Origin of the sequence: Stutzerimonas nosocomialis, assembly GCF_005876855.1 — a bacterium.
Lineage (GTDB): Bacteria > Pseudomonadota > Gammaproteobacteria > Pseudomonadales > Pseudomonadaceae > Stutzerimonas > Stutzerimonas nosocomialis.
This window is the reverse complement of the sequence record NZ_QLAE01000003.1, coordinates 191,615-217,231: the sequence shown is the minus strand read 5'-3', so window position 1 is coordinate 217,231 and position 25,617 is coordinate 191,615. Positions and strand designations below refer to the sequence as shown.

General features: G+C 66.6%; 22 protein-coding genes. 8 read left to right on the top strand and 14 right to left on the bottom strand.

Going from position 1 to position 25,617, the window contains the following annotated elements:
* The 3 genes from DN824_RS03125 to DN824_RS03115 form a co-directional block, all read left to right on the top strand.
* On the top strand, positions 1 to 387 hold a 387-nt coding region (locus tag DN824_RS03125; RefSeq protein WP_174236464.1), incomplete at its 5' end, for an SPOR domain-containing protein.
* A gap of 178 nt (positions 388 to 565) precedes the next feature.
* Positions 566 to 5,014: a glutamate synthase large subunit gene (gltB, locus tag DN824_RS03120; protein WP_138406936.1), complete on the top strand. Its 4,449-nt coding sequence runs from the start codon at positions 566 to 568 to the stop codon at positions 5,012 to 5,014.
* Between the two features lie 96 nt (positions 5,015 to 5,110).
* Entirely contained in the window at positions 5,111 to 6,529 is a 1,419-nt protein-coding gene (locus DN824_RS03115; protein ID WP_138406935.1) for an FAD-dependent oxidoreductase, read from the top strand.
* Here DN824_RS03115 and DN824_RS03110 read toward each other — a convergent pair.
* Positions 6,514 to 8,445 carry a sigma 54-interacting transcriptional regulator gene (locus tag DN824_RS03110; protein ID WP_138406934.1) on the bottom strand — a complete coding sequence of 644 codons (1,932 nt, stop codon included), beginning with the start codon at positions 8,443 to 8,445 and terminating at the stop codon, positions 6,514 to 6,516. The two genes, DN824_RS03115 and DN824_RS03110, sit on opposite strands and share 16 nt — an antisense overlap.
* A gap of 269 nt (positions 8,446 to 8,714) precedes the next feature.
* Between DN824_RS03110 and DN824_RS03105 the strand changes: the two genes are divergently transcribed.
* The 5 genes from DN824_RS03105 (at position 8,715) to hemE (ending at position 13,437) form a co-directional block, all read left to right on the top strand.
* The gene (locus DN824_RS03105) at positions 8,715 to 10,082 is read left to right on the top strand and encodes a CmpA/NrtA family ABC transporter substrate-binding protein (protein WP_138406933.1); all 1,368 of its coding nucleotides are present in this window, start codon (positions 8,715 to 8,717) and stop codon (positions 10,080 to 10,082) included.
* A complete protein-coding gene (ntrB, locus tag DN824_RS03100) occupies positions 10,082 to 10,918 on the top strand; it encodes a nitrate ABC transporter permease (RefSeq protein ID WP_138406932.1) in 837 nt (278 codons plus the stop codon). The genes DN824_RS03105 and ntrB overlap by 1 nt, the downstream gene beginning before the upstream one ends.
* Positions 10,919 to 10,922: 4 nt before the next feature.
* Positions 10,923 to 11,831: an ABC transporter ATP-binding protein gene (locus tag DN824_RS03095; RefSeq protein WP_138406931.1), complete on the top strand. Its 909-nt coding sequence runs from the start codon at positions 10,923 to 10,925 to the stop codon at positions 11,829 to 11,831.
* Positions 11,824 to 12,264 (top strand): cyanase, encoded by a 441-nt coding sequence (gene cynS / locus DN824_RS03090; protein ID WP_138406930.1) that lies wholly within the window; start codon positions 11,824 to 11,826, stop codon positions 12,262 to 12,264. Before DN824_RS03095 ends, cynS begins: the two co-directional genes overlap by 8 nt.
* 105 nt (positions 12,265 to 12,369) lie before the next feature.
* Complete coding sequence (gene hemE / locus DN824_RS03085; protein WP_138406929.1) at positions 12,370 to 13,437, top strand: uroporphyrinogen decarboxylase; 1,068 nt, start codon at positions 12,370 to 12,372, stop codon at positions 13,435 to 13,437.
* A gap of 31 nt (positions 13,438 to 13,468) precedes the next feature.
* On the opposite strand, the gene DN824_RS03080 is transcribed toward hemE, so the two are convergent.
* From DN824_RS03080 to DN824_RS03020, 13 genes are all read right to left on the bottom strand, one after another.
* The gene (locus DN824_RS03080) at positions 13,469 to 13,765 is read right to left on the bottom strand and encodes a hypothetical protein (protein WP_138406928.1); all 297 of its coding nucleotides are present in this window, start codon (positions 13,763 to 13,765) and stop codon (positions 13,469 to 13,471) included.
* Between the two features lie 99 nt (positions 13,766 to 13,864).
* Positions 13,865 to 14,671 (bottom strand): hypothetical protein, encoded by an 807-nt coding sequence (locus DN824_RS03075; protein ID WP_138406927.1) that lies wholly within the window; start codon positions 14,669 to 14,671, stop codon positions 13,865 to 13,867.
* Positions 14,672 to 14,693: 22 nt separating this feature from the next.
* Positions 14,694 to 15,926 carry a beta-ketoacyl-ACP synthase gene (locus DN824_RS03070; protein WP_138406926.1) on the bottom strand — a complete coding sequence of 411 codons (1,233 nt, stop codon included), beginning with the start codon at positions 15,924 to 15,926 and terminating at the stop codon, positions 14,694 to 14,696.
* Positions 15,926 to 16,654, bottom strand: coding sequence for a 3-oxoacyl-ACP reductase FabG (fabG, locus tag DN824_RS03065; RefSeq protein WP_138406925.1), 729 nt, complete (start codon positions 16,652 to 16,654; stop codon positions 15,926 to 15,928). The genes DN824_RS03070 and fabG overlap by 1 nt, the downstream gene beginning before the upstream one ends.
* Positions 16,647 to 17,102 (bottom strand): hotdog family protein, encoded by a 456-nt coding sequence (locus tag DN824_RS03060; RefSeq protein WP_138406924.1) that lies wholly within the window; start codon positions 17,100 to 17,102, stop codon positions 16,647 to 16,649. Before DN824_RS03060 ends, fabG begins: the two co-directional genes overlap by 8 nt.
* A complete protein-coding gene (locus tag DN824_RS03055) occupies positions 17,099 to 18,298 on the bottom strand; it encodes a beta-ketoacyl-[acyl-carrier-protein] synthase family protein (RefSeq protein ID WP_138406923.1) in 1,200 nt (399 codons plus the stop codon). The genes DN824_RS03060 and DN824_RS03055 overlap by 4 nt, the downstream gene beginning before the upstream one ends.
* Entirely contained in the window at positions 18,295 to 18,849 is a 555-nt protein-coding gene (locus DN824_RS03050; protein WP_241666488.1) for a DUF3261 domain-containing protein, read from the bottom strand. Before DN824_RS03050 ends, DN824_RS03055 begins: the two co-directional genes overlap by 4 nt.
* A gap of 124 nt (positions 18,850 to 18,973) precedes the next feature.
* The gene (locus DN824_RS03045) at positions 18,974 to 21,313 is read right to left on the bottom strand and encodes an MMPL family transporter (RefSeq protein WP_138406922.1); all 2,340 of its coding nucleotides are present in this window, start codon (positions 21,311 to 21,313) and stop codon (positions 18,974 to 18,976) included.
* Positions 21,297 to 21,920, bottom strand: a complete 624-nt coding sequence (locus tag DN824_RS03040; protein ID WP_241666487.1) for an outer membrane lipoprotein carrier protein LolA — start codon at positions 21,918 to 21,920, stop codon at positions 21,297 to 21,299. The genes DN824_RS03045 and DN824_RS03040 overlap by 17 nt, the downstream gene beginning before the upstream one ends.
* Positions 21,914 to 22,342 carry an acyl-CoA thioesterase gene (locus DN824_RS03035; protein ID WP_138406921.1) on the bottom strand — a complete coding sequence of 143 codons (429 nt, stop codon included), beginning with the start codon at positions 22,340 to 22,342 and terminating at the stop codon, positions 21,914 to 21,916. The genes DN824_RS03040 and DN824_RS03035 overlap by 7 nt, the downstream gene beginning before the upstream one ends.
* The gene (locus DN824_RS03030) at positions 22,335 to 23,870 is read right to left on the bottom strand and encodes an HAL/PAL/TAL family ammonia-lyase (protein ID WP_138406920.1); all 1,536 of its coding nucleotides are present in this window, start codon (positions 23,868 to 23,870) and stop codon (positions 22,335 to 22,337) included. Before DN824_RS03030 ends, DN824_RS03035 begins: the two co-directional genes overlap by 8 nt.
* The gene (locus DN824_RS03025) at positions 23,857 to 24,792 is read right to left on the bottom strand and encodes an LpxL/LpxP family acyltransferase (RefSeq protein ID WP_138406919.1); all 936 of its coding nucleotides are present in this window, start codon (positions 24,790 to 24,792) and stop codon (positions 23,857 to 23,859) included. The genes DN824_RS03030 and DN824_RS03025 overlap by 14 nt, the downstream gene beginning before the upstream one ends.
* Positions 24,792 to 25,583: a glycosyltransferase family 2 protein gene (locus tag DN824_RS03020; RefSeq protein WP_138406947.1), complete on the bottom strand. Its 792-nt coding sequence runs from the start codon at positions 25,581 to 25,583 to the stop codon at positions 24,792 to 24,794. Before DN824_RS03020 ends, DN824_RS03025 begins: the two co-directional genes overlap by 1 nt.
* Between the last annotated feature and the right edge of the window lie 34 nt (positions 25,584 to 25,617).

Here is a 25,617-nt window from a genome sequence, read left to right as displayed (position 1 = left end):
CCGCAAGCGCAGGCCCCACAGCGGCCGGCTGCTGCCCCATCGCCCGCGCCCGCTGCAGCCCCGGCGCCAGCGCAGGCCTCGACCCCTGCGGCGGCTGGCGGATCGGCCAGTTGGTATGCCGCTCAGCCTGGATCTAACTATCTGCTCCAGGTGTTGGGGACGCGTTCGGAGAAGAGCGCCCAGGCCGTCGTGCAGGAGCACGGCAGTGGCTATCGCTACTTCACCAAGCAGCATGAAGGGCGACCGCTTTATGTCGTGACCTACGGCAGCTTCGCCAATCGTGCGGCAGCGCAGAGCGCCATCGCTTCTCTGCCCTCGGCGCTGCAGGCCGGCAAGCCCTGGCCGCGCACCTTCAGCAGCGTGCAGCAGGAAATCCAGGCGCGCTGATTTCTTCCGGGCTGTGCCGGCCGTTTGCAGGCGGCTGGACAGCCCGTCCCGAAAAGATTTGTTTTATCTCCGGTCCGCTATGTAAACTGCTCACCCTTTTGCCCGCGCAAAAGGCAGGGCTTTGCCTTGCTTCGCCGGTAAGGGGTTGATTGCAAAAGAATTAGCTGGTGGAGTGCCTATGAAAGCAGGTCTGTTTCGTCCTGAAGAATTCAGGGATAACTGCGGCTTCGGTCTGATTGCCCATATGCAGGGTGATGCCAGCCATCACTTGTTGCAGACCGCTATTCAATCGCTGACCTGCATGACCCACCGAGGCGGGATCAATGCCGACGGCAAGACCGGCGACGGTTGCGGCCTGCTGATGCAGAAGCCCGACGCCTTCCTGCGTGCCATGGCGCGGGAGCAGTTCGGCACCGAGCTGTCCGACAACTACGCCGTCGGCATGATCTTCCTGAGCCAGGACGCCGCCAAGGCGCAGGCGGCGCGTGAGCGCCTCAATCAGGAAATCGTCGAGCAGGGCCTGACCCTGGTGGGTTGGCGTGAAGTCCCGGTCGACACCAGCGTGCTCGGCAAGCTTGCACTCGACCGCCTGCCGCGCATCGAGCAAGTCTACGTCAGCGGTGAAGGGCTGTCGGAGAAAGACTTCGCAATCAAGCTGTTCTTTGTCCGCCGCCGTGCCGAAGTGGCGCTCAAGGGCGACGAGGAGTTCTATGTCTGCAGCCTTTCGGACAAGGACATTGTCTACAAGGGCCTGATGATGCCCGCGGACCTCGCGCAGTTCTACCCCGACCTCGGCGACGAGCGCCTGGCGACAGCCATCTGCGTCTTCCATCAGCGTTTCTCCACCAATACCCTGCCGAAATGGCCGCTTGCCCAGCCGTTCCGCTTCCTCGCCCACAACGGCGAGATCAACACCATCACCGGTAACCGCAACTGGGCCCAGGCGCGCCGTACCAAGTTCGTCAACGAACTGCTGCCGGGACTCGAAGCCCTGGATCCGCTGGTCAACCGCACCGGTTCTGATTCCTCCAGCATGGACAACATGCTCGAGTTGTTGGTCACCGGCGGGATGGATCTGTTCCGCGGCCTGCGCATGATCATTCCGCCGGCCTGGCAGAACGTCGAGACGATGGATCCGGATCTGCGTGCCTTCTACGAATACAACTCCATGCACATGGAGCCCTGGGACGGTCCGGCCGGCGTGGTCCTGACCGACGGTCGCCACGCGGTCTGCCTGCTCGATCGCAACGGCCTGCGCCCGGCGCGCTGGGTCACCACGACCAATGGTTACATCACCCTGGCTTCGGAAGTCGGTGTCTGGGACTACCAGCCCGAGGACGTCATCGCCAAAGGGCGGGTCGGCCCGGGTCAGATCCTGGCGGTCGACACCCATACCGGCCAGGTCCTGCATACCAGCGATATCGACAATCGCCTCAAGAGTCAGCACCCCTACAAGAAGTGGCTGCGGCAGAACGCCCTGCGCATCCAGGCCACGCTGGAGGACAAGGACCACGGTTCGCCGTTCTACGAGGCCGACCAGCTCAAGCAGTACATGAAGATGTTCCAGGTGACGTTCGAAGAGCGTGACCAGGTGCTGCGCCCGCTGGCCGAGCAGGGCCAGGAAGCGGTCGGCTCGATGGGTGACGACACCCCCATGGCCGTGCTCTCGCGCCGCATCCGCTCGCCGTACGATTATTTCCGCCAGCAGTTCGCCCAGGTGACCAACCCGCCGATCGACCCGCTGCGCGAGTCGATCGTGATGTCCCTGGAGACCTGCCTCGGTGCCGAGCGCAACGTCTTCGAAGAGACCGCCGATCACGCCAACCGGGCGATTCTCACCAGTCCGGTGATCTCCCCGGCCAAGTGGCGCACCATCATGACCCTGGAACGCCCGGGGTTCGATCGGCAGGTCATCGATCTGAATTACGACGAGGCGATGGGCCTCGAAGCGGCGGTGCGCAACATCGCCGACCAGGCCGAGGAAGCCGTGCGCGCCGGCAAGGTGCTGCTGGTACTGAGCGACCGGGCGATCACCCCCGGACGCCTGCCGGTTCACGCCTCGCTGGCCGTTGGTGCGGTACACCACCGTCTGACCGAGAAGGGTCTGCGGTGCGACTGCAACATCCTGGTCGAGACCGCCACCGCGCGCGATCCGCATCACTTCGCGGTGCTGATCGGCTTCGGCGCGACGGCCGTCTACCCGTTCCTCGCCTATGAGGTGCTGGGCGACCTGATCCGTACCGGCGAAGTCCTGGGCGACCTCTACGAAGTGTTCAAGCACTACCGCAAGGGCATTTCCAAGGGCCTGCTGAAGATCCTCTCGAAAATGGGCATCTCCACCGTCGCGTCCTATCGCGGGGCGCAGCTGTTCGAAGCCGTGGGGCTGTCGGACGAAGTCGTCGAGATGTCGTTCCGCGGCGTCGCCAGTCGGATCAAGGGCGCGCGTTTCGTCGATCTCGAAGCCGAGCAGAAACTGCTGGCCGCCGAGGCCTGGAACAACCGTCGGCCGATCCAGCAGGGCGGTCTGCTCAAGTTCGTCTACGGCAGCGAATACCACGCTTACAACCCGGATGTGGTCAGCGCGCTGCAGGTGGCCGTTCAGCAGGGCGACTACAGCCGCTTCAAGGAATACACCGCCCTGGTCGATCAGCGTCCGGTGTCGATGATCCGCGACCTGCTCAAGGTCAAGGTCGCCGACCAGCCGCTGGCGCTCGAAGAGGTCGAACCGCTGGAATCGATCCTCAAGCGCTTCGATTCCGCCGGTATCTCCCTGGGCGCCTTGTCGCCGGAGGCCCACGAGGCGATCGCCGCGGCGATGAACCGTATCGGCGCGCGCTCCAACTCCGGTGAGGGCGGCGAGGACCCGGCGCGTTACGGCACCGAGCGCAGCTCCAAGATCAAGCAGGTGGCGACCGGCCGCTTCGGCGTCACGCCCGAGTACCTGGTCAACGCCGAAGTGCTGCAGATCAAGGTCGCCCAAGGCGCGAAGCCCGGCGAAGGCGGTCAGCTACCCGGCGGCAAGGTCAATGGCCTGATTGCGCGGCTGCGCTACGCGGTGCCGGGCGTGACCCTGATTTCGCCGCCGCCGCATCACGACATCTACTCGATCGAAGACCTGGCACAGCTGATCTTCGACCTCAAGCAGGTCAACCCGCAGGCGCTGGTCTCGGTCAAGCTCGTCGCAGAGCCGGGCGTCGGTACCATCGCGGCCGGCGTGGCCAAGGCCTATGCCGACCTGATTACAATCTCCGGCTACGACGGTGGCACCGGCGCCTCGCCGCTGACCTCGATCCGCTACGCCGGCTCGCCCTGGGAGCTCGGCCTGGCCGAGACGCACCAGACGCTGCGCGGCAACGACCTGCGCGGCAAGGTGCGGGTGCAGACCGACGGCGGCCTGAAGACCGGCCTGGACGTGATCAAGGCGGCGATTCTCGGCGCCGAGAGCTTCGGCTTCGGCACCGCGCCGATGATCGCGCTGGGCTGCAAGTACCTGCGCATCTGCCACCTGAACAACTGCGCCACGGGCGTCGCGACGCAGAACGACAAGCTGCGCAAGGATCACTTCATCGGTACGGTCGACATGGTGGTGAACTTCTTCACCTTCGTCGCCGAGGAAACCCGTGAGTGGCTGGCGCGCCTGGGCGTGCGCAGCCTCGCCGAGCTGATCGGGCGTACCGATCTGCTGGAGGTGCTGCCGGGTGAAACCGACAAGCAGGCGCATCTGGACCTGACGCCGCTGCTGGGCAGCGACCATATTCCGGCCGACAAACCGCAGTTCTGCGAGGTGGAGAAGAACCCGCCGTTCGACCAGGGCCTGCTCGCCGAGGAAATGGTCAAGCTGGCCAAGCCGGCGATCGACGGCAAGACCGGCGGCGAGTTCGAGCTGGACGTGTGCAACTGCGACCGCTCGATCGGTGCGCGGGTCTCCGGCGAGATCGCCCGCATCCACGGCAACCAGGGCATGGCCGATGCACCGCTCACCTTCCGCTTCAAGGGCACCGCAGGTCAGAGCTTCGGCGTCTGGAACGCCGGTGGCCTGAACCTCTACCTCGAAGGCGATGCCAACGACTACGTCGGCAAGGGCATGACCGGCGGCAAGCTGGTGGTCACGCCGCCGAAGGGCGCGGCGTACGCCTCGCAGGACTCGGCGATCATCGGCAACACCTGCCTCTACGGCGCCACCGGCGGCAAGCTGTTCGCCGCGGGCACCGCAGGCGAGCGTTTCGCCGTGCGTAACTCCGGCGCTCATGCGGTCGTCGAGGGTACGGGCGATCACTGCTGCGAATACATGACCGGCGGCTTCGTCTGCGTGCTGGGCAAGACCGGGCACAACTTCGGCTCCGGCATGACCGGCGGCTTCGCCTATGTGCTGGACATGGACAACAGCTTCGTCGATCGGCTGAACACCGAGTTGGTGGCCATCCAGCGGATCACCGGCGAGGCGATGGAGGCCTATCGCAGCCATCTGCAGGACGTCCTGCGCGAGTACGTCGCCGAAACGGCCAGCGAGTGGGGTGCCGAACTGCTGGAAAACCTCGACGACTACCTGCGGCGCTTCTGGCTGGTCAAGCCGAAGGCGGCCAGTCTGGCGACCCTGCTATCCACGACCCGGGCCAACCCGCAATAAGAATTTGAGCAAAAAGCCGGAAGCCAGAAGCTGGAAGCAACCGTGATCGCTTCCGGCTTCCAGCTCTGAGCTTCCAGCTACCTGATGAGGTTTCAAATGACTGAGCGTCTGAACAACGACTTCCAGTTCATCGAGGTCGGCCGCAAGGACCCCAAGAAGAAGCTGCTGCGTCAGCGCAAGAAAGAGTTCGTCGAGATCTACGAGCCCTTCAAGCCGGCTCAGGCGTCTGACCAGGCGCACCGCTGCCTGGGGTGCGGCAACCCCTATTGCGAGTGGAAGTGCCCGGTGCACAACTACATTCCGAACTGGCTCAAGCTGGTGTCGGAAGGCAACATCCTGGCCGCGGCCGAACTGGCCCACCAGACCAATACCCTGCCGGAAGTCTGCGGCCGCGTGTGCCCGCAGGACCGTCTCTGCGAAGGTGCCTGCACGCTGAACGACGGCTTCGGCGCAGTCACCATCGGCTCGGTGGAGAAGTACATCGCCGACACCGCCTTCGCCATGGGCTGGCGCCCGGACATGTCCAAGGTCAAGCCGACCGGCAAGAAGGTCGCGATCATCGGTGCCGGGCCAGCAGGCCTGGGCTGCGCCGACATCCTGGTGCGCAACGGCGTGACCCCGGTGGTGTTCGATCGCAACCCCGAGATTGGCGGCCTGCTGACCTTCGGCATCCCGGAGTTCAAGCTGGAAAAGAACGTCATGAGCCGCCGCCGCGAGGTCTTCACCGGCATGGGCATCGAGTTCCGCCTCAACACCGAGGTGGGCAAGGACGTCAGCGTCGACCAGCTGCTGGCCGAGTACGATGCGGTGTTCATGGGCATGGGCACCTACACCTACATGAAGGGCGGTTTCCCGGGCGAAGACCTGCCGGGTGTCTACGACGCGCTGGACTTCCTAATCGCCAACGTCAACCGCAACCTGGGCTTCGAAAAGACGCCGGAAGACTTCATCGACATGAAGGGCAAGAAGGTGGTGGTGCTCGGCGGTGGCGACACGGCGATGGACTGCAACCGCACCTCCATCCGCCAGGGTGCCAAGAGCGTCACCTGCGCCTACCGGCGTGACGCGGCCAACATGCCGGGCTCGCGCAAGGAAGTGAAGAACGCCAAGGAGGAGGGGGTCAAGTTCCTCTTCAACCGCCAGCCGATCGCCATCGTTGGCGAGGACAAGGTCGAAGGCGTGAAAGTGGTCGAGACGCGCCTGGGCGAACCCGATGCCCGTGGTCGTCGCAGCCCCGAGCCGATCCCCGGCTCCGAGGAAATCCTGCCGGCCGATGCGGTGGTCATCGCCTTCGGTTTCCGTCCGAGCCCGGCCCCATGGTTCGAGCAGCTGGGTATCCAGACGGACAACCAGGGTCGCGTGGTCGCGCCGGAAATGGGCGAGTTCAAGCACCAGACCAGCAACCCGAAGATCTTCGCTGGCGGCGACATGGTGCGCGGCTCGGATCTGGTGGTCACGGCGATCTTCGAAGGCCGTCAGGCCGCCGAGGGTATCCTCGACTACCTGGGCGTCTGATTCGTCTCGTACCTGCGCGGCTGCGACCTACCCGGTCGGTAGTCGCGCGGGTCGATGGCGAAGCTCTCCAGGCGTGAGCGCAGTGTCGTTGGCTTCAGCTCCAGCAACCGCGCCGCGCCGTCCTTTCCCGATATCCTGCCCGCGCAGGCCGTCAGTGCCGCGATCAGGTTTTCGCGCATCTGTCGGCGTTGCTCGCCCTGAGTAAAAATCCGCATTTCCTGTTCGATGGGCTGCTGCGATGGCGCGTCGTTGACGTTGTCGTTCGGCAGATCCAGGCGCAGCCTGGTGCCGGGCGAAATGATCACCGCTCGCTCGATCAGGTTCTCCAGCTCACGAATGTTGCCCGGCCAGGAATAGGCCTGCAGGCGTTGAATATCGGCCAGGCGCAGGCTGGGCTCGGCGCGGTTGAGCTGGCGACAGGCGCGGCTGAGAAAATGCTGGGCCAGGGGCGGAATGTCTTCCGGGCGCTGACGCAACGGCGCCGACTCGATGGGGAAGACGTTGAGGCGAAAGTACAGGTCTTCGCGGAAGCGGCCGGCGCGCACTTCCTGGCGCAGGTCCCGGTTGGTAGCGGCGATCACGCGCACGTCCACTTGGCGAGTGCGGGTGTCGCCGACCCGCTCCAGTTGCTGTTCCTGCAGCACGCGCAGCAGCTTGCTCTGCAGCTCCAGGGGAATTTCGCCGACCTCGTCGAGAAACAGCGTGCCGCCATCGGCCAGTTCGAAGCGCCCGACGCGGTCGTTCAGCGCGCCGGTGAAGGCGCCGCGGATATGGCCGAAGAACTCGCTCTCGAACAGTTCGCGCGGCACCGCAGCGCAGTTCACCCGGATCAGCGGCCGGCGGCTGCGCCCGCTGTTGTCGTGAATGGCGCGGGCAATCAGCTCCTTGCCGGTGCCTGACTCGCCAGTGATCAGCACGTTGGCGCCGGTGGGGGCGACCAGTTCGATCTGGTGGATCACCTGCTGCACGGCGGCGCTGCGCCCGACCAGGTCGTGCTGGGCGTACTCGCCACGAATCTCCTCCTGCAAGTAGGCATTCTCCAGCTCCAGCCGTTGCTTGAGTTGCTGCACCTCGCTCAGCGCCTGACGTAGCCTGCGTTCGGTTTCCAGGCGCTCTCTGATGTCGCGAAACACCACCACCGCACCGACAAGCTCACCATCGTCGCGCAGCGGCGTGCTGGTGTAATCCACCGGGATCGGCTTGCCATCCTTGTTCCAGAACACCTCGTCGGCAACCTGATGCACCTCGCCGTCGTTGAAGGCGGCGTAGATCGGGCAGGTATGGCCGTCGTACGTGCTGCCGTCGGGATGGTGGTGATGAATCAGATCGTGAATGTTGTGGCCGATCAGATCTTCCGCACGCCAGCCGAGAATGCGCTCGGCGGCTGGATTGACGAAGGTGGTTTCACCCTTGCGGTTGACGCCGTAGATGCCCTCGCCAGCTGCGCCGAGGATCAGGTGGTTCTGCCGCTCGAACTGGCGGAAGATGCGTTCGACGCCCTGCCAGTCGAGTAGCCCCTGACGCTGATAGCGCTCGGCTTCGGCCAGCCCGCGCAGGGCGTCGAGGCGGCGGCGCTGCTGGATCAGCAGGCCGAGCAGGGTGGCGCCGCCATGCTCAAGTCGGCTTCCGTCGATTTCAACTTCCAGACGCTCGCCATTCCGACGAAGCAGTCCGAGGCTGTCGCGCCAGGCATTACCGCGTAACTGCACCTCTTCGGTGAAGGTGACCAGTGCCCCCAGGTCATGCGCCCAGAGACGGCTGGCGCGTAGTGCGAGCAGTTCCTCCAGCGGACAGCCGAGCAGGGCGCAGCAGGCAGGGTTGGCGTGCAGGATACGGTCGAGGGTGGGGTCGATGACCAGGCTGGCGCTTTGCATGTGCTGCAGCAGTAACAGGCTGGCGGCGTTCGGATCGGGCATCTCGGGGCTCTCGGGATTGACCTTTAACGTCGTTTATCCAAAGGGCATGCCATTTGACGAAATACCGTTTTTTGAACAGACGAAATATCGCGAATGACGAGACTCCGTTTTTCTTTAAATAGGTAAAAGTATTTGAGTTTCAGTTACTTATTTAATTTTTAAAGCTGGTACAGCTCCTGCAATAACTGACATGAACCGGCCAGTAACGGCCCAGCCCAGTCAGCGCCCGCCTCACCAATTTGGGGCAGGCCATCGCAGGAGTCATCACGATGAGCGTCAACAGCCTGGACGATCCATTCAGCCCCGACAGCGAGCTGTCCCATGCCGCCGGCTGTGCTTGCCAGCGTTGCACGCCGAGCGCCGCTGCGCTGCCTGTCAGTAGCGAGGAGATGCTCGATCGTGCCGTGGAGAATGCCATCGTGCGCGGTGTGTTCGGGCACAACGAGTTCTCCCGGCGCAGTTTCATGGGGATGATCGGAGGCGGTGTCGCGGCGGCTATCCTGGGCAGCCTGATCCCGCTGGATGCGGTCAAGGCGGCGGTCAAGGACAGCCTCGGCCCGTTGGAAAAGACCAAGCTGAAGATCGGCTTCGTACCCATCACCTGCGCCACGCCGATCATCATGGCCGAGCCGATGGGCTTCTACGCCAAGTACGGGCTGGACGTGGAAACGGTGAAGACCGCCGGCTGGGCGGTGGCGCGCGATAAATCATTGGCCGGCGAATACGACGCCTCGCACATGCTCTCGCCGATGCCGCTGGCCATCAGCCTGGGGCTGGGTTCGACGCAGACGCCCTTTGTCATGCCGGCGCTGGAAAACGTCAACGGCCAGGCCATCGTGCTTGGCATGCAGCATCAGGACAAGCGTGATCCGAAACTGTGGAAGGGCATGCGCTTCGGTGTGCCGTTCGAATACTCGATGCACAACTTCCTGCTGCGCTATTACGTCGCCGAGCATGGCCTGGACCCGGATCGCGACATCCAGATTCGTGTGGTGCCGCCACCGGAGATGGTCGCCAACCTGCGCGCCGGAAACCTCGATGGCTTCCTCTCGCCGGACCCGTTCAACCAGCGCGCGGTGTGGGAGAAGGTCGGTTTCATCCATTTGCTGACCAAGGAACTGTGGCCAGGCCACCCGTGCTGCGCCTTCGCCTGCAGCCAGCGCTTCGCCAGCGAGAACCCCAATACCTACAGCGCGCTGCTGCATGCGCTGATCGACGCTACGCAATACTCCTCCAAGGCCGAGAATCGCAAGGAGGTGGCCGAGGCGATCTCCACCCGCAATTACCTCAATCAGCCGGTGCCGGTGGTGCAGCAGGTGCTCAGCGGGCGATATGCCGACGGTCTGGGCAACATCCATGACGAGCCGCAGCGGATCGACTTCGATCCGTTCCCCTGGCAATCGATGGCGGTGTGGATCCTCACCCAGATGAAGCGCTGGGGGTATCTGCAGGGGGATGTCGACTACCGCGCCATCGCGGAGCGGGTGTTCCTCGCGGCTGACGCCGGCAAGGTGATGAATGAGCTCGGCCTGCCGGTTCCGACGGATGCCTACAAGTCCTTCAGCGTGATGGGCAAGCCATTCGATCCGGCTGATCCGGAAGGTTATCTGGCCAGCTTCGCCATGCGGAGGCCGTGATGAAGGCGTCCATTTCCTTGCGTGCGGCCATCCTTTCCGTCCTGCTGCTAGTCCTCCTGCTGGTGGTCTGGGAGGTGCTCTGCCGGGTACCGGCCAGCACGGCAGTCAGTGCCGATGACGAATACGCCCTGCTCATGGGCGAGGCCGAGCAGGAGGCCCGAGTGCCGCCGCCCTCGGTGGTGCTGGCGCATGCCTACGCCGAGCTGAGCCAGCCGTTCTATGACAACGGACCGAATGACAAGGGCATCGGCATTCAGCTCGCGCATTCGCTGTACCGGGTGCTGACCGGCTATCTGCTGGCGGCGCTGGTGGCTATCCCGGTTGGCTTCGTCATCGGCATGTCGCCGCTGATGTACCGCGCGCTCAACCCCTTCATCCAGATTCTGCGGCCGATCTCGCCGCTGGCCTGGATGCCGCTGGCGCTGTTCGTGATCAAGGATTCGCAGACCTCGGCGATCTTCGTGATCTTCATCTGCTCGGTGTGGCCGATGCTGCTCAATACCGCCTTCGGTGTGGCGGGCGTGCGCCGTGACTGGATCAACGTCGCCCGCACCCATGAGCTGAGCCCGCTGCGCACGGCGTTCAGCGTGATCCTGCCCGCGGCCATGCCGACCATCCTTACCGGCATGCGCATCTCGGTCGGCATCGCCTGGCTGGTGATCGTCGCCGCCGAGATGCTCGTCGGCGGCACGGGCATTGGTTACTACGTGTGGAACGAGTGGAACAACCTGAACCTGGCCAGCGTGATCTTCTCGATCCTGATGATCGGTGTGGTCGGCATGCTGCTCGACCTTCTGCTGGGCAGCGTTGCCCGTCTCGTCAGCTATCAGGAGTGATGCCATGTCCCGTTATTTTCTCGATGCGCGCCGCCTGGCCAAACGCTTTCCGCAACCCGGAAGCGACCCGCTGACGGTCTTCGAAGACGTCAGCTTCGGCCTCGACCAGGGCGAATTCGTCTGCATCATCGGCCACTCCGGCTGCGGCAAGTCGACCATCCTCAATGCCCTGGCCGGTCTCGACAGCTTCAGCGAAGGCACGCTGGAAATGGCCGGCAAGGAAGTCGCCGGTCCGAGCCTCGAACGCGGCGTGGTGTTCCAGAACTACAGCCTGCTGCCCTGGCTCAGCGCGCTGGAGAACGTCGAGTTCGGCGTGCGTGCGCGTTTTCCCGGTTGGACGAAGGAGCAGCGCCGCGCGCACAGCCGCAAGTACCTGGAAATGGTCGGCCTGGGCGGCTCCGAGGCGCGCAAGCCGGCGCAGCTGTCCGGTGGCATGCGCCAGCGTGTGAGCATCGCCCGCGCTTTCGCTACCCAGCCGCAGTTACTCCTGCTCGATGAACCCTTCGGTGCGCTGGATGCGCTGACCCGAGGGGTGATCCAGGACGAGCTGATCAAGATCTGGAGCGCCACCAAGCAGACGGTGTTCATGATCACCCATGACGTCGACGAGGCGATACTGCTCTCCGACCGCATCCTGCTGATGACCAATGGCCCGCAGGCACGAATTGCCGAATCGGTGCGCATCGACCTGCCACGGCCGCGCCAGCGCGACCAGGTGATTCACCACCCGGCGTACTACCGCATTCGCAATCACCTCGTGGACTTTCTGGTGAACCGCTCGCACGAACTGCGCGACCGCACCGTAGCCGACGAGCAAGGCTTCCCGCCCGACATCAACCCTGCCCTGGACGAGCCGGCACCTGCCGCCAGGGTAGTACCTCTGACCCCCGTGAAGGAGTTTCACCATGGATAAGCAACAGATGCGCACTACCATCGCCGCCGCCAAGGAGCGCCTGGGCCTGGACTGGGCCGCGCTCGGCCAGGGCATCGGCATGTCGCCGGTGTGGACGACATCCGCCTGCCTGGGCATGAACAGCATGCCCACGGCGCAGGCCGACGCCCTGTGCGAGATGCTCGAATTGCCGGAGGAGGTCTCCACCGCGCTGCAGGCTTTTCCGCACAAGCACTGGGACAAGGCCATCCCCACCGACCCGCTGATCTATCGTTTCTACGAGATGATCAGCGTCTACGGTGAGACCATCAAGGAGCTGATCCACGAGGAATTCGGTGACGGCATCATGAGTGCCATCGACTTCAGCATGGACATTTCCCGCGTCGCCGACCCCAAGGGCGACCGCGTGCAGATCGTGCTCAACGGCAAGTTCCTGCCCTATCGCAGCTGGTGAATCGTCGCGGCATATCGTCGCGAGGGACGAAAGGCACGGCGCTCGCCGTGCCTTTTGTTTTGTGCTTTGCGACAATGCGCGGCACTTTTTCTGCTGGAACCCGTCATGACCTCCACCCTGAAGAACGACCGCTTTCTGCGCGCCCTGCTCAAGCAGCCCGTCGACGTCACGCCCGTGTGGATGATGCGCCAGGCTGGCCGCTACCTGCCCGAATACCGGGCCAGCCGGGCGCGCGCCGGGGACTTCATGGGGCTGTGCATGAATCCGGAGATGGCGTGCGAGGTCACCCTCCAGCCTCTGGATCGCTATCCGCTGGACGCGGCGATTCTCTTCTCCGACATCCTGACCGTGCCGGACGCCATGGGCCTGGGCTTGTACTTCGAGACCGGCGAGGGCCCGCGCTTCAGGAAGACCGTCGAGTCGGCCGCCGACATCGAGGCGCTGCCGGTGCCCGATCCGGACAAGGATCTGGGCTACGTGATGGACGCGGTACGCACCATCCGCCGCGAGCTCAACGGGCGGGTCCCGCTGATCGGTTTTTCCGGCAGCCCCTGGACGCTCGCCACCTATATGGTCGAAGGCGGCTCGTCGAAGGACTTCCGCAAGTCCAAGGCCATGCTCTATGACAACCCGCAGGCCATGCACGCGCTGCTCGACAAGTTGGCCCAGTCGGTGACGGCCTACCTGAACGGCCAGATCAAGGCCGGCGCGCAGGCCGTGCAGATCTTCGATACCTGGGGCGGGAACCTGTCCTCGGCGGCCTATCTGGAATTCTCCCTGGCCTACATGCGCAAGATCGTCGCCGGACTGATTCGCGAGCATGACGGACGCAAGGTGCCGGTGATTCTGTTCACGAAGAACGGCGGCCTGTGGCTGGAGAACATCGCCGATGCCGGCGCCGACGCGCTCGGCCTGGACTGGACCTGCGACATCGGCCAGGCCCGTCGGCGGGTGGGTGAGCGCGTTGCGCTACAGGGCAACATGGACCCGACCGTGCTCTACGCCAAGCCCTCGGCCATCCGCGCCGAAGTGGCGCGAATCCTCGCCTCGTACGGCCAGGGGAGCGGGCACGTGTTCAACCTCGGACACGGCATCACCCCGGAGGTCGATCCGGCCCATGCCGGGGCCTTCATCGAGGCGGTGCACGAGCTGTCCGCGCAATACCATCAGTGACACGGAAGGCCGCTTACGCGGCCTTCTTCATTCAGGGCTGTTGATAATGGCCCGGGCTGGTGCCTTTCTCGTGCTCGTGGACCAATCGGGTGACGCGGATGTCGCTGATGCCCAGAACCTCGGCCTGCTTCGTCAGCTCGGCCTCGTCCGCGCCGGGTTCGGGCATCGCCAGGTTGTTTTCCGCATCGGCGTTGTGCAGTTCGATCAGGTGACGGATCGCGTCGGCCTGGGAAAAGCTGTCCTGCTCCGACTCGATGATTTGAACGCGCGGGTCGTTGCGAAAGATGTAGTTCACCTCGAACTTGTGCGACTTCGATAAACCGAACATGGGCGCTCCTCGGCGGATGGATGATGTTCGGTTGACTCGCCCCCCAGCGTGTTCGTTCCGGCGCGCCGACCTGGCTTCGGCGCGCCGCTGCCTGTGTCGTTACTCGATCATGGCCAGCTGCCCACGCAGCGCCACGCCCGCGATCGCCATGCCGGCATGGCATTCGTAGCGGGCGGGGTCCTGGTAGGCGTTGCGCTTGTAGTAGCTGACGATGTTCACCACAGCATTGGCGCCGGCCTGCTTGGCCGTATTCTGCAGGCTGGCCAGCACCGACTGCAGGACCCAGCTGCAGGCCTCCTCGTCGCTCTTGTTCGAGGCGTTGGTCTTGCGGTTGCTGGTCACGCTGCGCAGGGTGCGCACCTCGCCGTCGATCGGCTGTCCCGCCAGGAAGAACCTGACGCTGCCATCGAGCAGGCCGCTGTCCAGGCCGCGTTGTACGCCCTGCTGGAAATCCATCAGCACGGCGTCGCCGTTACCGCTGGCCTGCGCGATGATGCCCAGGTTGTCCACCGACTCGGTGATCGGGTCGATGTCCAGCTCCCTGAGGATGTTGTCGCGCAGCCGGTTCACCCAGCGGTTGTAGTTGCGGTGGATCTTGCCGTTCTTCTCGTTCAGACCCCAGCTGCTGCGCAGCTGGATCTGGAAGGCCGTGGCCGAATAGGGAATGTCGACCTCGGCGTGATGACGGCCGCGAACGGTAATGGCCGCCTTGATCAGGGCCGGCTCAACGGACTGGACCTTCCATTGCCGGTCGGTGAGCGCCGTGACGATGGCCCGCTGCATCTGCTGCTGGGTCAGGTTCAGGCTCTCGGGAAAACGCTCTTCGGCGTTGTAGACGCGATGGCTGGTGCAGCCGACCAGGGCGGCGAGCAGCAGCGGCAACAGCAGGGTGCGATAAAGGGACATTCCTTTGCTCCGGTGTGGGTGTTCAGGGCCAGCGGCGGAAGATCAACGACGTGTTGATGCCGCCGAAGGCGAAGTTGTTGTTCATCACGTACTCATGCTGCATCGCCCGGGGCGCGTCCATCAGGTAGTCGAGTTCGGCGCAGCGCGGGTCGATCCGTTCGAGGTTCAGGGTGTGGATATAGCGGTCGCGGTTCATCATCTCGATGCTGAACCAGGACTCCAGGGCGCCGCAGGCTCCGAGCGTATGGCCGAGGAAACTCTTCTGCGAGCTGATCGGCATCCGCGCGCCGAACAGCGAATGGGTCGCGTGGCTCTCGGCGATATCGCCCTGTTCGGTGGCCGTGCCGTGGCCGTTGACGTAACCGATGGCCGCGGCCGGCAGCTCGGCGTCTTCCAGGGCCAGCTCCATGGCGCGACGCATGGTAGCCTGCTCGGGCTTGGTCGCGTGCTGACCGTCGGCGTTGCTGCCGAAGCCGACCAGTTCGGCGTGGATCTTCGCGCCGCGCGCCAGTGCGTGCTCAAGTTCTTCCAGGACCAGCATGCCGGCGCCCTCGCCAATCACCAGGCCGTCGCGATCGCTGTCGTAGGGCCTGGGGCTGGTGTGCGGTGCATCATTCTTCAGGCTGGTGGCGTAGAGCGCATCGAACACCATCGCTTCGGTGGCGCAGAGCTCTTCGGCGCCACCGGCGAGCATCATCGGCAGGCGGCCGAACCTGATCGCCTCGTAGGCGTAGCCGATGCCCTGGCTGCCGCTGGTGCAGGCGCTGGAGGTGGGGATCACCCGGCCGGTGAGGCCGAAGAAGATGCTGATATTGGCGGCCGTGGTGTGCGGCATCATGCGGATGTAGGAGTTGGCGTTGAGACCGTCGGCGACCGAGTTGAGCAGCATGTTGCCGAACGCCTTGATCTCGTCGGTGCTGCCGGTGGACGAGCCGCAGGCCACGCCCATGCGTCCGTCGCGAATGAGGGCGTCGCCCAGCAGGCCGGCGTCGGCCAGCGCCTGCTCGGCCGCGCGGACCGACAGGCGCGACACCCGCCCCATGCTGCGCAACTGCTTGCGGGTCCAGTGATTCGGCACGGCGAAATCATCGACCGGGCCGGCGAGCCGGGTGTTGAGTTCGCTGAAGCGATCCCATTCGTCCATGCGGCGGATGCCGCTGCGATTGGCGTTGAAACGGGCTTCGATGCTGGGCCAGTCCTGGCCCAGCGAGGTGATGCCGGCCATGCCGGTGACGACGACGCGTTTGCAGGCCATCAGCACAGCCCGCCATTGACTGCCAGCACCTGGCGGGTGATGTAGGCGGCTTCCTCGGACATCAGGAAATTGACCGCGCCCGCGACTTCCTCCGGGGTTCCCATGCGCTGGGCGGGAATCATCTTCAGCAGCTCCTCCAGGGGCAGGGTGTCGTCGAGCATGTCGGTATCGATCAGGCCGGGCGCGACGCAGTTGACGGTGATGCGGCGCTTGCCCAGCTCGATCGCCAGGGCTTTCGCCGCGCCGATCACGCCGGCCTTGGAGGCGCTGTAGTTGACCTGGCCGCGGTTGCCGATCAGCCCGGACACCGAGGTGATGCAGACGATGCGGCCCGGCTTGCGGCGGCGGATCATCGGCATGGTCACCGGTTGCAGGACGTTGTAGAAGCCGTCGAGGTTGGTGCGCAGCACCTCGTCCCAGTCGTTGTCGGTCAGCGCCGGAAAGGCGCCGTCGCGGGTCAGGCCGGCGTTGCAGACCACCCCGTAGTAGGCACCGTGGGCGTCCATGTCCGCTTCCAGCCGTTCGCGGCAGGCGGCCCGGTCGGCGACGTCGAATTGCAGCACGCGGGCGCTGCGGCCCAGCGCCTGGATCTCCTGCTGGACGGCCAGTGCCTCGTCCAGGCGCGAACGGCAGTGCAGCACGAGGTCATGGCCGGCACGCGCCAGGCGCACGGCGATGGCGCGGCCGATGCCCCGGCTGGAGCCGGTGACCAGAATGGATTCACTCATCTGAAGACTCTTGAAGGTACGCCTCCACAGCGGGAGGCCGGAACACGTTGAGGCGGGCTTCGGCGAGGATGCCGGGACCGTCGAGGCGGCATTCGAACACGCCCATGCCATTGTCGTCCCGCAGCGATTGGCGCGCCTCGATCCGCAGCTCGACGCCCGCAGGGAAGGCCGCGACGTTGCACTGATAGCTGCGGGTGCCGAGCAGAAAGCCCAGCTCGACCGGCAGGCCGGCCTGACGCGCCTGGCAGCCGGCGAAGGCCGCCACGCTCTGGGCCATGATCTCGACGCCCACCCAGGCGGGCAGGCCGCCGTCGGTGTCGCTGAACAGCCCACCGGGCCGGACCTGCAGCCGGGTGCGGACGCTCTCCTGGTCGAAGGATTCGACCGCGTCGAGCAGGATCATGTCGCCGGCGTGGGGCAGCAGTTCGGCAATGGGCCAGGCGATCACGGGGCCTCTCCGATAATCAGGCTGATGTTGTTACCGCCGAAGGCGAAGGAGTTGCTCATCGTGCAGGGCCGCCCGGTTGCCGGTGCCATGGCCTCGCCAGGGACGACCAGCTTCAGTGGCGGCAGCTGGCTATCGGCCTGACCGTCCCAAAGATGAGGCGGCAGGCGCCGGTCGGTATTGAACTCGGAGAGTGCCAGCCAGCAGAACGCGGCTTCCAGGGCACCGGCCGCGCCGAGGGTGTGGCCGGTCATCGGCTTGGTCGACGAGCAGGCGACACCGTCTGGAAAGAGCTGCGCGACGGCCACGCTTTCCATCGCATCGTTGTGGGCCGTCGCGGTGCCATGCAGGTTCAGGTAGCTGATCCGCCGCGCGTCGCAGCCGGCATCGACCAGCGCGCTGCGCATGGCCTGCACCGCGCCCTGGCCGGACGGATCGGGCGCCGAGATGTGGTGGGCGTCGGAGCTCGCGCCAGCGCCCAGCAAGGCGATCCCGTGGTCGTCGCCGCGCTCGCGGGTCATCAGGAACAGCGCCGCGGCTTCGCCGATGGCGATCCCGTCGCGGTTCGCCGAGAACGGGTTGCAGCCGGTGCCGGAGGTGGCCTCCAGCGCGCTGAAGCCCTGCAGCGTCAGGTCGCACAGCGAGTCGACACCGCCGCACAGCACGGCATCGCAGATTCCCATGGCCAGCAGGCGCCGGGCGCTCTGCAGGGCCCGCGCGCCCGAAGTGCAGGCCGTGGAGATGCAGTAGCTGGGGCCGGCCAGGCCCAGCCAGTCTTCGAGAAAGCTCGCCGGCGCGGCGAGTTCCTGCTGGGCATAGCGGTAATGGGTGGGCAGCTGTCCGTCGCGGTAGTAGGACGCGATGCCGTCGCTCGCCTCCTGGATGCCCGAGGTGCTGGTGCCGAGGACGATACCGATGCGCGCCGCGCCGTAGCGCTCGAGGGCCAGACGGATCGGCGCCTCGATTTCCAGCGCCGCGGCCAGCAGCAGCCGGTTGTTGCGCGTGTTGCAGCGGGCCAGGTGGTCCGGCAGTGGCGGCAGCGCCGCGGTGACCGCGCCGACCGGCAACTGTCGGCCGGCGACCTCCCTCGGATAGGGCCCGATGCCGCTGCCGTCGCCGGCGAACAGGCGCGCCGCGATCTCCCGCTTGCCCGAGCCAAGGGCGCAGATCAGTCCCAGCGCGTTCAGGTAGGCGGTCATGGCGAACGCTCGACGGGCGCCAGCGGCTCGACGCGGTAATGCCGCTGTTCGGCCGCGATCTCGATCTCCATGGCGCCCTGCTCCGAGTAGCGCACCTGCCAGCGCACGGCACCGCGTTGCAGCAGCACGCGCTGCGGTTCGTCGATGCGCCAGTCCGCCTCGCCGTAATGCTCGCCGAGCTGGTCGTCGGGCGTCAGGGCGAACAGCAGCGCGGCGAACAGCTCCCAGGCCTGCGGGTTGGGCGGCAGCAGGCCGTCGGCCTCCCAGCCATCGGTGCCCAGCCGCTGACGCGCGAGCGGCACGCCGAGCGGGTCGAGCAGGACTGCCCGCAGCGTGTCGCCCTCGGCCTGCAGCACGAGAATCGCGTTGAGCGGGCGCTGCGCGTCATCTCCCCGCACATGCCACTGCGAGGGCAGCGCCAGTTCCGGCACGCCCTGGGGAGCCGGCGGCGCACTCGCGCAGGCGGTCAGCAGCAGGCCGATCAGCAGGATCGCCCAGCCGGGCAGGCGCGCACCGCGAGCGGCGGCGTGGGTGTTCGCGAATGGTTTCACGTGCGGGTCTCGGGTTTCGGAAGCAGGCCGCGCAGGCCCCCGGCGTGGCGCAGCTGCGGCCCGGGTGCGGCGTTCTGGGCTCGCATCCTAGCAATCCTTGGCGGCGCCTCGAAAGCGGTGGGCGTCATGGCTGTGTCTTGGCCTGTGGACTCGCGGCCCAGGGTGCGAACAGGAAGCTGAACAGCAGGCCCAGGCTGACCGCCAGTCCGAAACTGCTGACCGCCGGCGTGCTCGACAGCATCAGCAGGCCGAACGACAGCCAGGTGGTCAGCGCCGCCAGCAGGGTGCCGAGCAGGCTGACCGTCGAGCCGCCGACGGCCTTGCGCATCAGGATCGCGTAATCCACGCCGATGGCGCTGACCAGCAGCAGCCCGAACAGGCTGAACAGGGTCAGCGGCTGGCCCAGCCAGCCCAGGCTGGCGAGGCTCGCCAGGGATGCCAGCACGGGGACGGCCAGGCAGCGAAGCGCGCCGGCGAAGCCGAACGGCAGGCAGAGCAGCGCGAGAATCAGCGCGCAGGCCAGCGCCTTGAGTTCGGCCGCCTCGAGCTGGGTGGCGGCGAACCGGTCGTTGAGTTCGCCCACGCGGTCGATCGGCGTCACGCCTGGCAGACCCGCGGCGACGCCAGCGAGCACCTGGCTGTCGGCAAGACCGTTCAAGCTGACCAGGCCGACCGCCTGGCCGTCATGCTCGCCGAGCCAGAGCGGCCGCCACGCTTCTCCCAGCGGGCCGGCCAACGCCTGTTCCAGGCTTACCGGACCCGTCTCGCGCAGCTGTCTTAGTTCGTCGTCCAGGGCCTGCGGGGCGAAGCCCAGGGCCAGCAGCGGCGCGCCCTGCCGACCCAGCGCGTCTAGCGCATCGCGCAGGCGGGCCTGCTCATCCGCCGATGCCAGGAGCTGGCTCAGGGTGCGGTAGCCGGCGAGGGCGCCGTTGGCGACCAGGGGCTCGAGGCGCTGCGTCACGGCTGCCTGGCGCTCCAGCAGCTGGTCGACGTCATCGCCGCGCACCAGGAAATACTGGCTGGTGGGCTGGAAGCCGGTGAGTCCGGCGATGCGCGCGGCCTGTTCGGTCAGTTGCGGTGCGCGGCTGACCCACTGGCGCAGGTCGTCCTCGAGCGAGAGCTGCGTCAGTCCGGCGCCGCAGTAAGCCAGCAGTGCGGCGAGCAGCCAGGGTGTGGCGATACGCGCGAGCAGCCGCTCGCGCCAGGCCAGCAGGCGCTGCGCCAGCGCCAGGGGCGTCGCGACGGGACGCAGCGAGCCGCCGATCAGCGCCGGCAACAGGCAGACCGTGCAGAGGTAGGCGGCGAGCAGGCCGCTGGCCGAGAACACCGCGATCTGGGTCAGCGCGGGAAAGGGCGTGAAGGCCAGCGCCAGGTAACCGATGAGGTTGGTCAGCAGCGCCAGGCTCAGCCCGGCCAGCGTCAGACCCAGGCCCTGCCAAGGCCGCCAGGGTTGCAGCGCCCAGCTCTTGGAGAGGTAGTGCAGCGGGAAATCCAGGCTGACGCCCACCAGACTGGCGCCCAGCACCAGGGTCAGCAGATGGAGGTTGCCGAAGACCGCGATGCAGACGGTCGCGCCCGCCAGCGCGCCGACGAGCACCGGAAGCACCACCAGCAACACCCGCAGGTTGCGAAACAGCAGCAACAGCAAGCCGATACCCGCCGCCAGCGAGACGCCGCCGATCAGCGAGGTTTCCCGGCGTGCCTGGGCTTCGCCATGGGCGGCATGCAGCAGGCCACTGGCGGCAAGCAACTCGCCACCGGCGGTCGACACCTGCCGGCGAGCGCTGTCCACCTGTGCGGCGACCTGTGCCGGCAGGCCGCGGTCGAAGGCGTCGCCCCGGGTGCGGGCGTGCAGCACGGCCCAGCGCTCGCCGTCCCGTTCGACGAACAGCTGGCCGTCGAGGTCGGCGGTAACCTTGCCCGCCAGGCTCGCCTGATACTGCTGCGCCATCGCGGCGATCCCCCAGACGTCCTGCTCCAGGGGAATCAGCCCGGCGCTGCCGGTCGGGTCGTACAGGCGCTGCAGGCGCTGCTCGACCCAGGCCTGTGGCGAGTCGATCAGCAGACGGCGTTCGGCGGGTCCGAGCAGGGCCAGACGCTGGTCGAGCAGCTGCTGGCGCACCGCGGGCAGGTCGGCCTGCAGCGAGCCCTGCAGCGGTTCGAACAGGCCGGACGCCCGCAGCTGCTCGTCGAGCTGCCGGACAAGCGTCGTCGCCCGTGCGGCATCGGCATGGTGGACCAGGATCAGCAGGTCGCGGTTGAGCGGCTCCTGCATGCGCTGCTCGGCCAGGGTTTCGAGTTCCCCCGCGGCGGTGGCCGGCAGCAGTTGCAGGAGGCTCGTGCCGATCGGCGCGGCGCCGCGCCACTGGCCGAACGCGACGACGCCGAGCGCCAGCAGCGCCAGCAGGAAGCCGCCGACCAGCCAGCGCCGATGCGCTGGCGCCGTGTCAGTCGCGTAGCTCATGCTGCTCTGCAGCGCTCAGGGCGGTGTCGGTCTGCTGGTCGAGCAGCCGCACCAGGGTCCGGTCGCCTTGCGTTTCGACCAGTTCAATACGCTCCACCCGTGATCCTCCGGCCAGCGCGATGTGGGAGAACACCTGTTGCAGCAGGCGCGAGCGCGGTGTCAGCCGCAGCTGCCAGGCCTCGGCGCTGCCGTCGAGCTGTGGTTCGAACTGTTCCTGCAATCCACGGGTATCGCCGCGCAGCACCTGCAGGAACAGCTGGCTGTGCGGGCCGGCCTGGCCCTGTGCGGCCGGCCGCCACTGGCCTTCGATGCGCCGTTCGATGGCACCCGGGGTGATGCGGTAATCCTGTGTCAAAGGCTGCTCGAGCGACCAGAGCAGGCCATGGCTGCGCGAAAGCACGAAGCGGCCCTGGCTGCTCAGGGGCTGGGCGAGGGCGCGCAGGTGCTTTTCCTGCACGAAGCGGCCGCGCACGACTTCCGTGGCCTGCAGCTGCTGCGCGAGGTCCTCCAGCTCGAACGCCCACACGGGCGGCGCGGCGAGCCCTGCCAGCAGGGCCGCGGCGATGGCGAGGCGGCGTGTGAGTGCGCGCGTGATCCGGTTCAGCATGCCAGGGCCCTTTCGACCGCATCGACCAGCACCCGGGGCGACGCCATCTGCATTTCCCGCGTGGCGATCTCGACCGCCACCTGGACGCTGCTGCCGCGGGTCAGGCGTTCGCCGTTGCCGGCGTCGACGATCAGGTAGTTGATCTTCAGCCGCTGTTCCCATTCGACGAGGTCCGCGCGCACGATGATCCGCTGATTGAAGAGGGCCGGACGCAGGTAGCGCAGCTGCAGGTCGACGATCGGCCAGGCATAGCCCGATTCGCGCATCTGCACGTAGCCGTGGCCGATGCGCTCGAGCAGCGCGCAGCGCGCCTGTTCCAGGTACTTCACGTAATGCCCGTGCCAGACGACGTCCATGGAGTCGACGTCGAAGAAGGGGACCAGCAGCTCGAGTTCGGCCTGCAGCACGCCCGCCTTACGCATAGAGCCCCCAGTGCCGTGTGCGGATGCGCTCCAGGCACAGGCGCAGTTCGGCTTCCAGGGCGCGGTCTTCGATCACCGGCGCGAAGTCCTCCCGCAGCGCGTGATGCATGTCCGCCAGACGGGGCGGCAACGGCGCGGCGCGTTCGCGACAGCGCAGCCAGACGCCCTGGTTGGCGGCCAGCAGCGTGGCGGCGGCGACCTGCTCGGCCAGTTCGAGGCTGCGCAGCGCGTCGCGCGCGGCGATGGAGCCCATGCTGACCTTGTCCTGGTTGTGGCATTCGGTGGAGCGGGAGAACACGCTGGCAGGCAGGGTGTTCTTCAATGCCTCGGCGGTCCAGGCGCTGGCGCCGATCTGCACGGCCTTGAAACCGTGGTTGATCATCGCCGTGGCGGCCGGGGCGCCGGACAGGTTGCTCGGCAGCCCGTGGTTGTAGCGTTGGTCGACCAGCAGCGCCAGTTGCCGGTCGAGCAGGTCGGCGACGTTGCCGACGAGGTTCTTCAGGCTGTCCATGGCAAAGGCGATGTGCCCGCCGTAGAAATGCCCGCCGTGCAGCACGCGCTCGTTCTCGGCATCGATAATCGGGTTGTCGTTGGCGCTGTTGAGTTCGGTCTCGATGAACTGGCGCAGCAGGCCCAGGCTGTCGGCCAGCACGCCGAGCACATGCGGCGCGCAGCGGATCGAATAGCGATCCTGCAGGCGATGCAGCGGGGCGGCCGGCGCTTCGATGGCCAGGTCGCTGCGCAGCCAGGCGGCGACCTGCGCCTGTCCGGGATGGGGTTTGGCGGCGAACAGGCGCGCGTCGAAATGCTCGGGATTGCCTTCGAGGGCGACCACGTTGAGCGCGGTGATGCGCGTCGCCAGCTGCAACAGGTACTCGGCTCGGGCGAACGCCAGGCAGGCAAGGCCGGTCATCACCGCCGTGCCGTTCATCAGTGCCAGCGCTTCCTTCGGCCGCAGCACCAGAGGCGTCCAGCCGAGTTCGCGATGCACCTCGGCGGCATTGCGGCGCACGCCCCGATGGAACACCTCGCGCTCGCCGCTGAGGGCCGCGGCGACGTAGGACAGCGGCGTGAGATCGCCGCTGGCGCCCACCGAGCCCTCTTCGGGAATCAGCGGCAGCACGTCGTGCTCGATGAAGGCGTGCAGCCGTTCCAGCAGCTCGACGCGCACCCCGGACATGCCATGGGTCAGGGAGCGCAGCCGGGCACCGAGCACGGCGCGGGTCGAGGGTGCGTCGAGCAGCCTGCCCAGGCCGCAGCCATGGAAGGTGTACAGGTGGCGAGGCAGGGCCTCGACCTGATGCAGCGGCACCGGCACCACGCAGGAGTCGCCGTAGCCGGTGGTCACGCCATAGATGACGCCTTCGCGGTCGAGCAGGGTGTCCAGGAACGCGGCGCCCTTGGCGATGCCTTCGCGAAAGGCGGGGTCGGCCTGCAGGCGAGTCGGCGCGCGGCGCTCGGCCACCGCCAGGAGATCCTCGATACGCAAGTGTTGCGTGCCGAATACGACGGGATCAGCTTCGGTCATGGTGTTTCCAGAACGGGAAGAAATTGAACCATTGCAGCGGCGCTTCCAGGCAGCGCGCCGCCAGGCGATCGGCATAGCGCTGCGCCCACTGGCCGACCACGGCGTCGCGTTCGGCGCGGCGCCAGGCGATGCGCTCGGCGAAGGGCTCGAGGTGAACCTGGTAGCGGTCACCCTGCTTCAGGCAGAACAGCAGATTGACCGGGCACTCCAGCAATCCGGCCAGCAGCCAGGGCCCCTGGGCGAAGGTCGCCGGTTCGCCGAGAAAGCGAACCTCGCTGACGCGCGCGCCGTGCAGCGGCACCCGGTCGCCGGCGATCGCCAGCCATTCGCCACGCTCCAGGCGCTGGGAAAGCTGCAGCATGACGGCCGGGTCCAGTTCGCTCACCTGGATCAGGCGCAGGTGGCTCGCGCCCGACTCGCCGAGCAGCCGGTTGAAGCGTTCGGCGTGGCGGGTGTGGACCAGCACGTTCATGGTCACCGCCGAACCCCGCTCGGCCAGGGCCCGGCAGACTTCGAGATTGCCCAGGTGCGAGCCGACCAGCAGCTGGCCACGGCCCTGGTGGAATTGCCCATGGATATCGGCCGGATCGTCGATGATCACCTGCTCGGGGCGCAGGGTGCCGTTCCAGACGTCGAGCTTGTCGAGCATGGCGTCGGCGAAGGCCATGAACTGCCGAAACACCGAGCCGGCCGTCGGCGCGAGCGCGGCTTGGCCGCTCCAGGCCGCGAGGCGTCGCTGGTAGTCGCGGGCACTACGCCGCGCGCTGGGCACGCAGAGGTAGTAATAAAGAACGATCAGGTACAGCAGCGGCGCCATCGCGCGGCGGCCGAGCAGGCGCACCGCCGTCGCGGTGAATTTCATCAGCCGGTAGCTGCCCTGCTCGCGTCGCTCGGCCCAGTGCGCCTGGCCCGGCTCGCGCATCAGCGCCACCGGCGAAGCAGCAGTCCCGGTGCCCGCACCAGCATGCCGAAGAACAGCCGGGCGTGCATGGCCGAAATCCGTGCGTTGTCCTGCCACAGGCGGAAGTGCGAGACGCCGTCGGCCGGATAGGTGACCCGCGCCGGCAGCCAGACCATCGGCTGGTCGCGCCAGTGCAGGCGCACCAGCACTTCGCTGTCGAACTCCATGCGCTTGCCCAGTTGCACCGAATCGGCCAGCGCCAGGGTCGGACCCAGCGGGTAGACGCGCAGCCCGCACATCGAATCGCGGATCGAGGTGGAGAGGGTGTTGATCCAGACCCAGACGTGGCTCAGGTAGCGCCCGTACAGACGTCCCTTCGGCACGCTGCCGTCGAACTGCGGATAGCCGCAGACCACCGCGTCAGGCGCCTGGCTGGCGATGTCCAGGAAGTGACCGACGACGCCCAGGTCATGCTGCCCGTCGGCGTCGACCTGCAGGGCGTGGGAGTAACCGAGCCGGGCCGCTTCGCGCATGCCACGGATCACCGCGGCGCCCTTGCCCTGGTTGCGCGCGTGACGCACCAGGCTGACGCCCGGCAGCCGGGCCAGTTCGTCGATGACGGCGGCCGATTCGGACGACGAGCCGTCGTCGACCAGGATGCAGTGAAGGTCTTCGGCCCGCAGCTGCCGTACCACCTCGGCCAGCTGCCGCTCGTGGTTGTAGACCGGCACCACGGCGCAGGGCTTGAACCAGTCGTCGGCGAGCGCCGGGATCGGGTTATGCACGGCAGTGGCGGTGGCCGTCGTGCTCATTTCGAGCATGACGGGCGCGGGCGCCAGTTCGTTC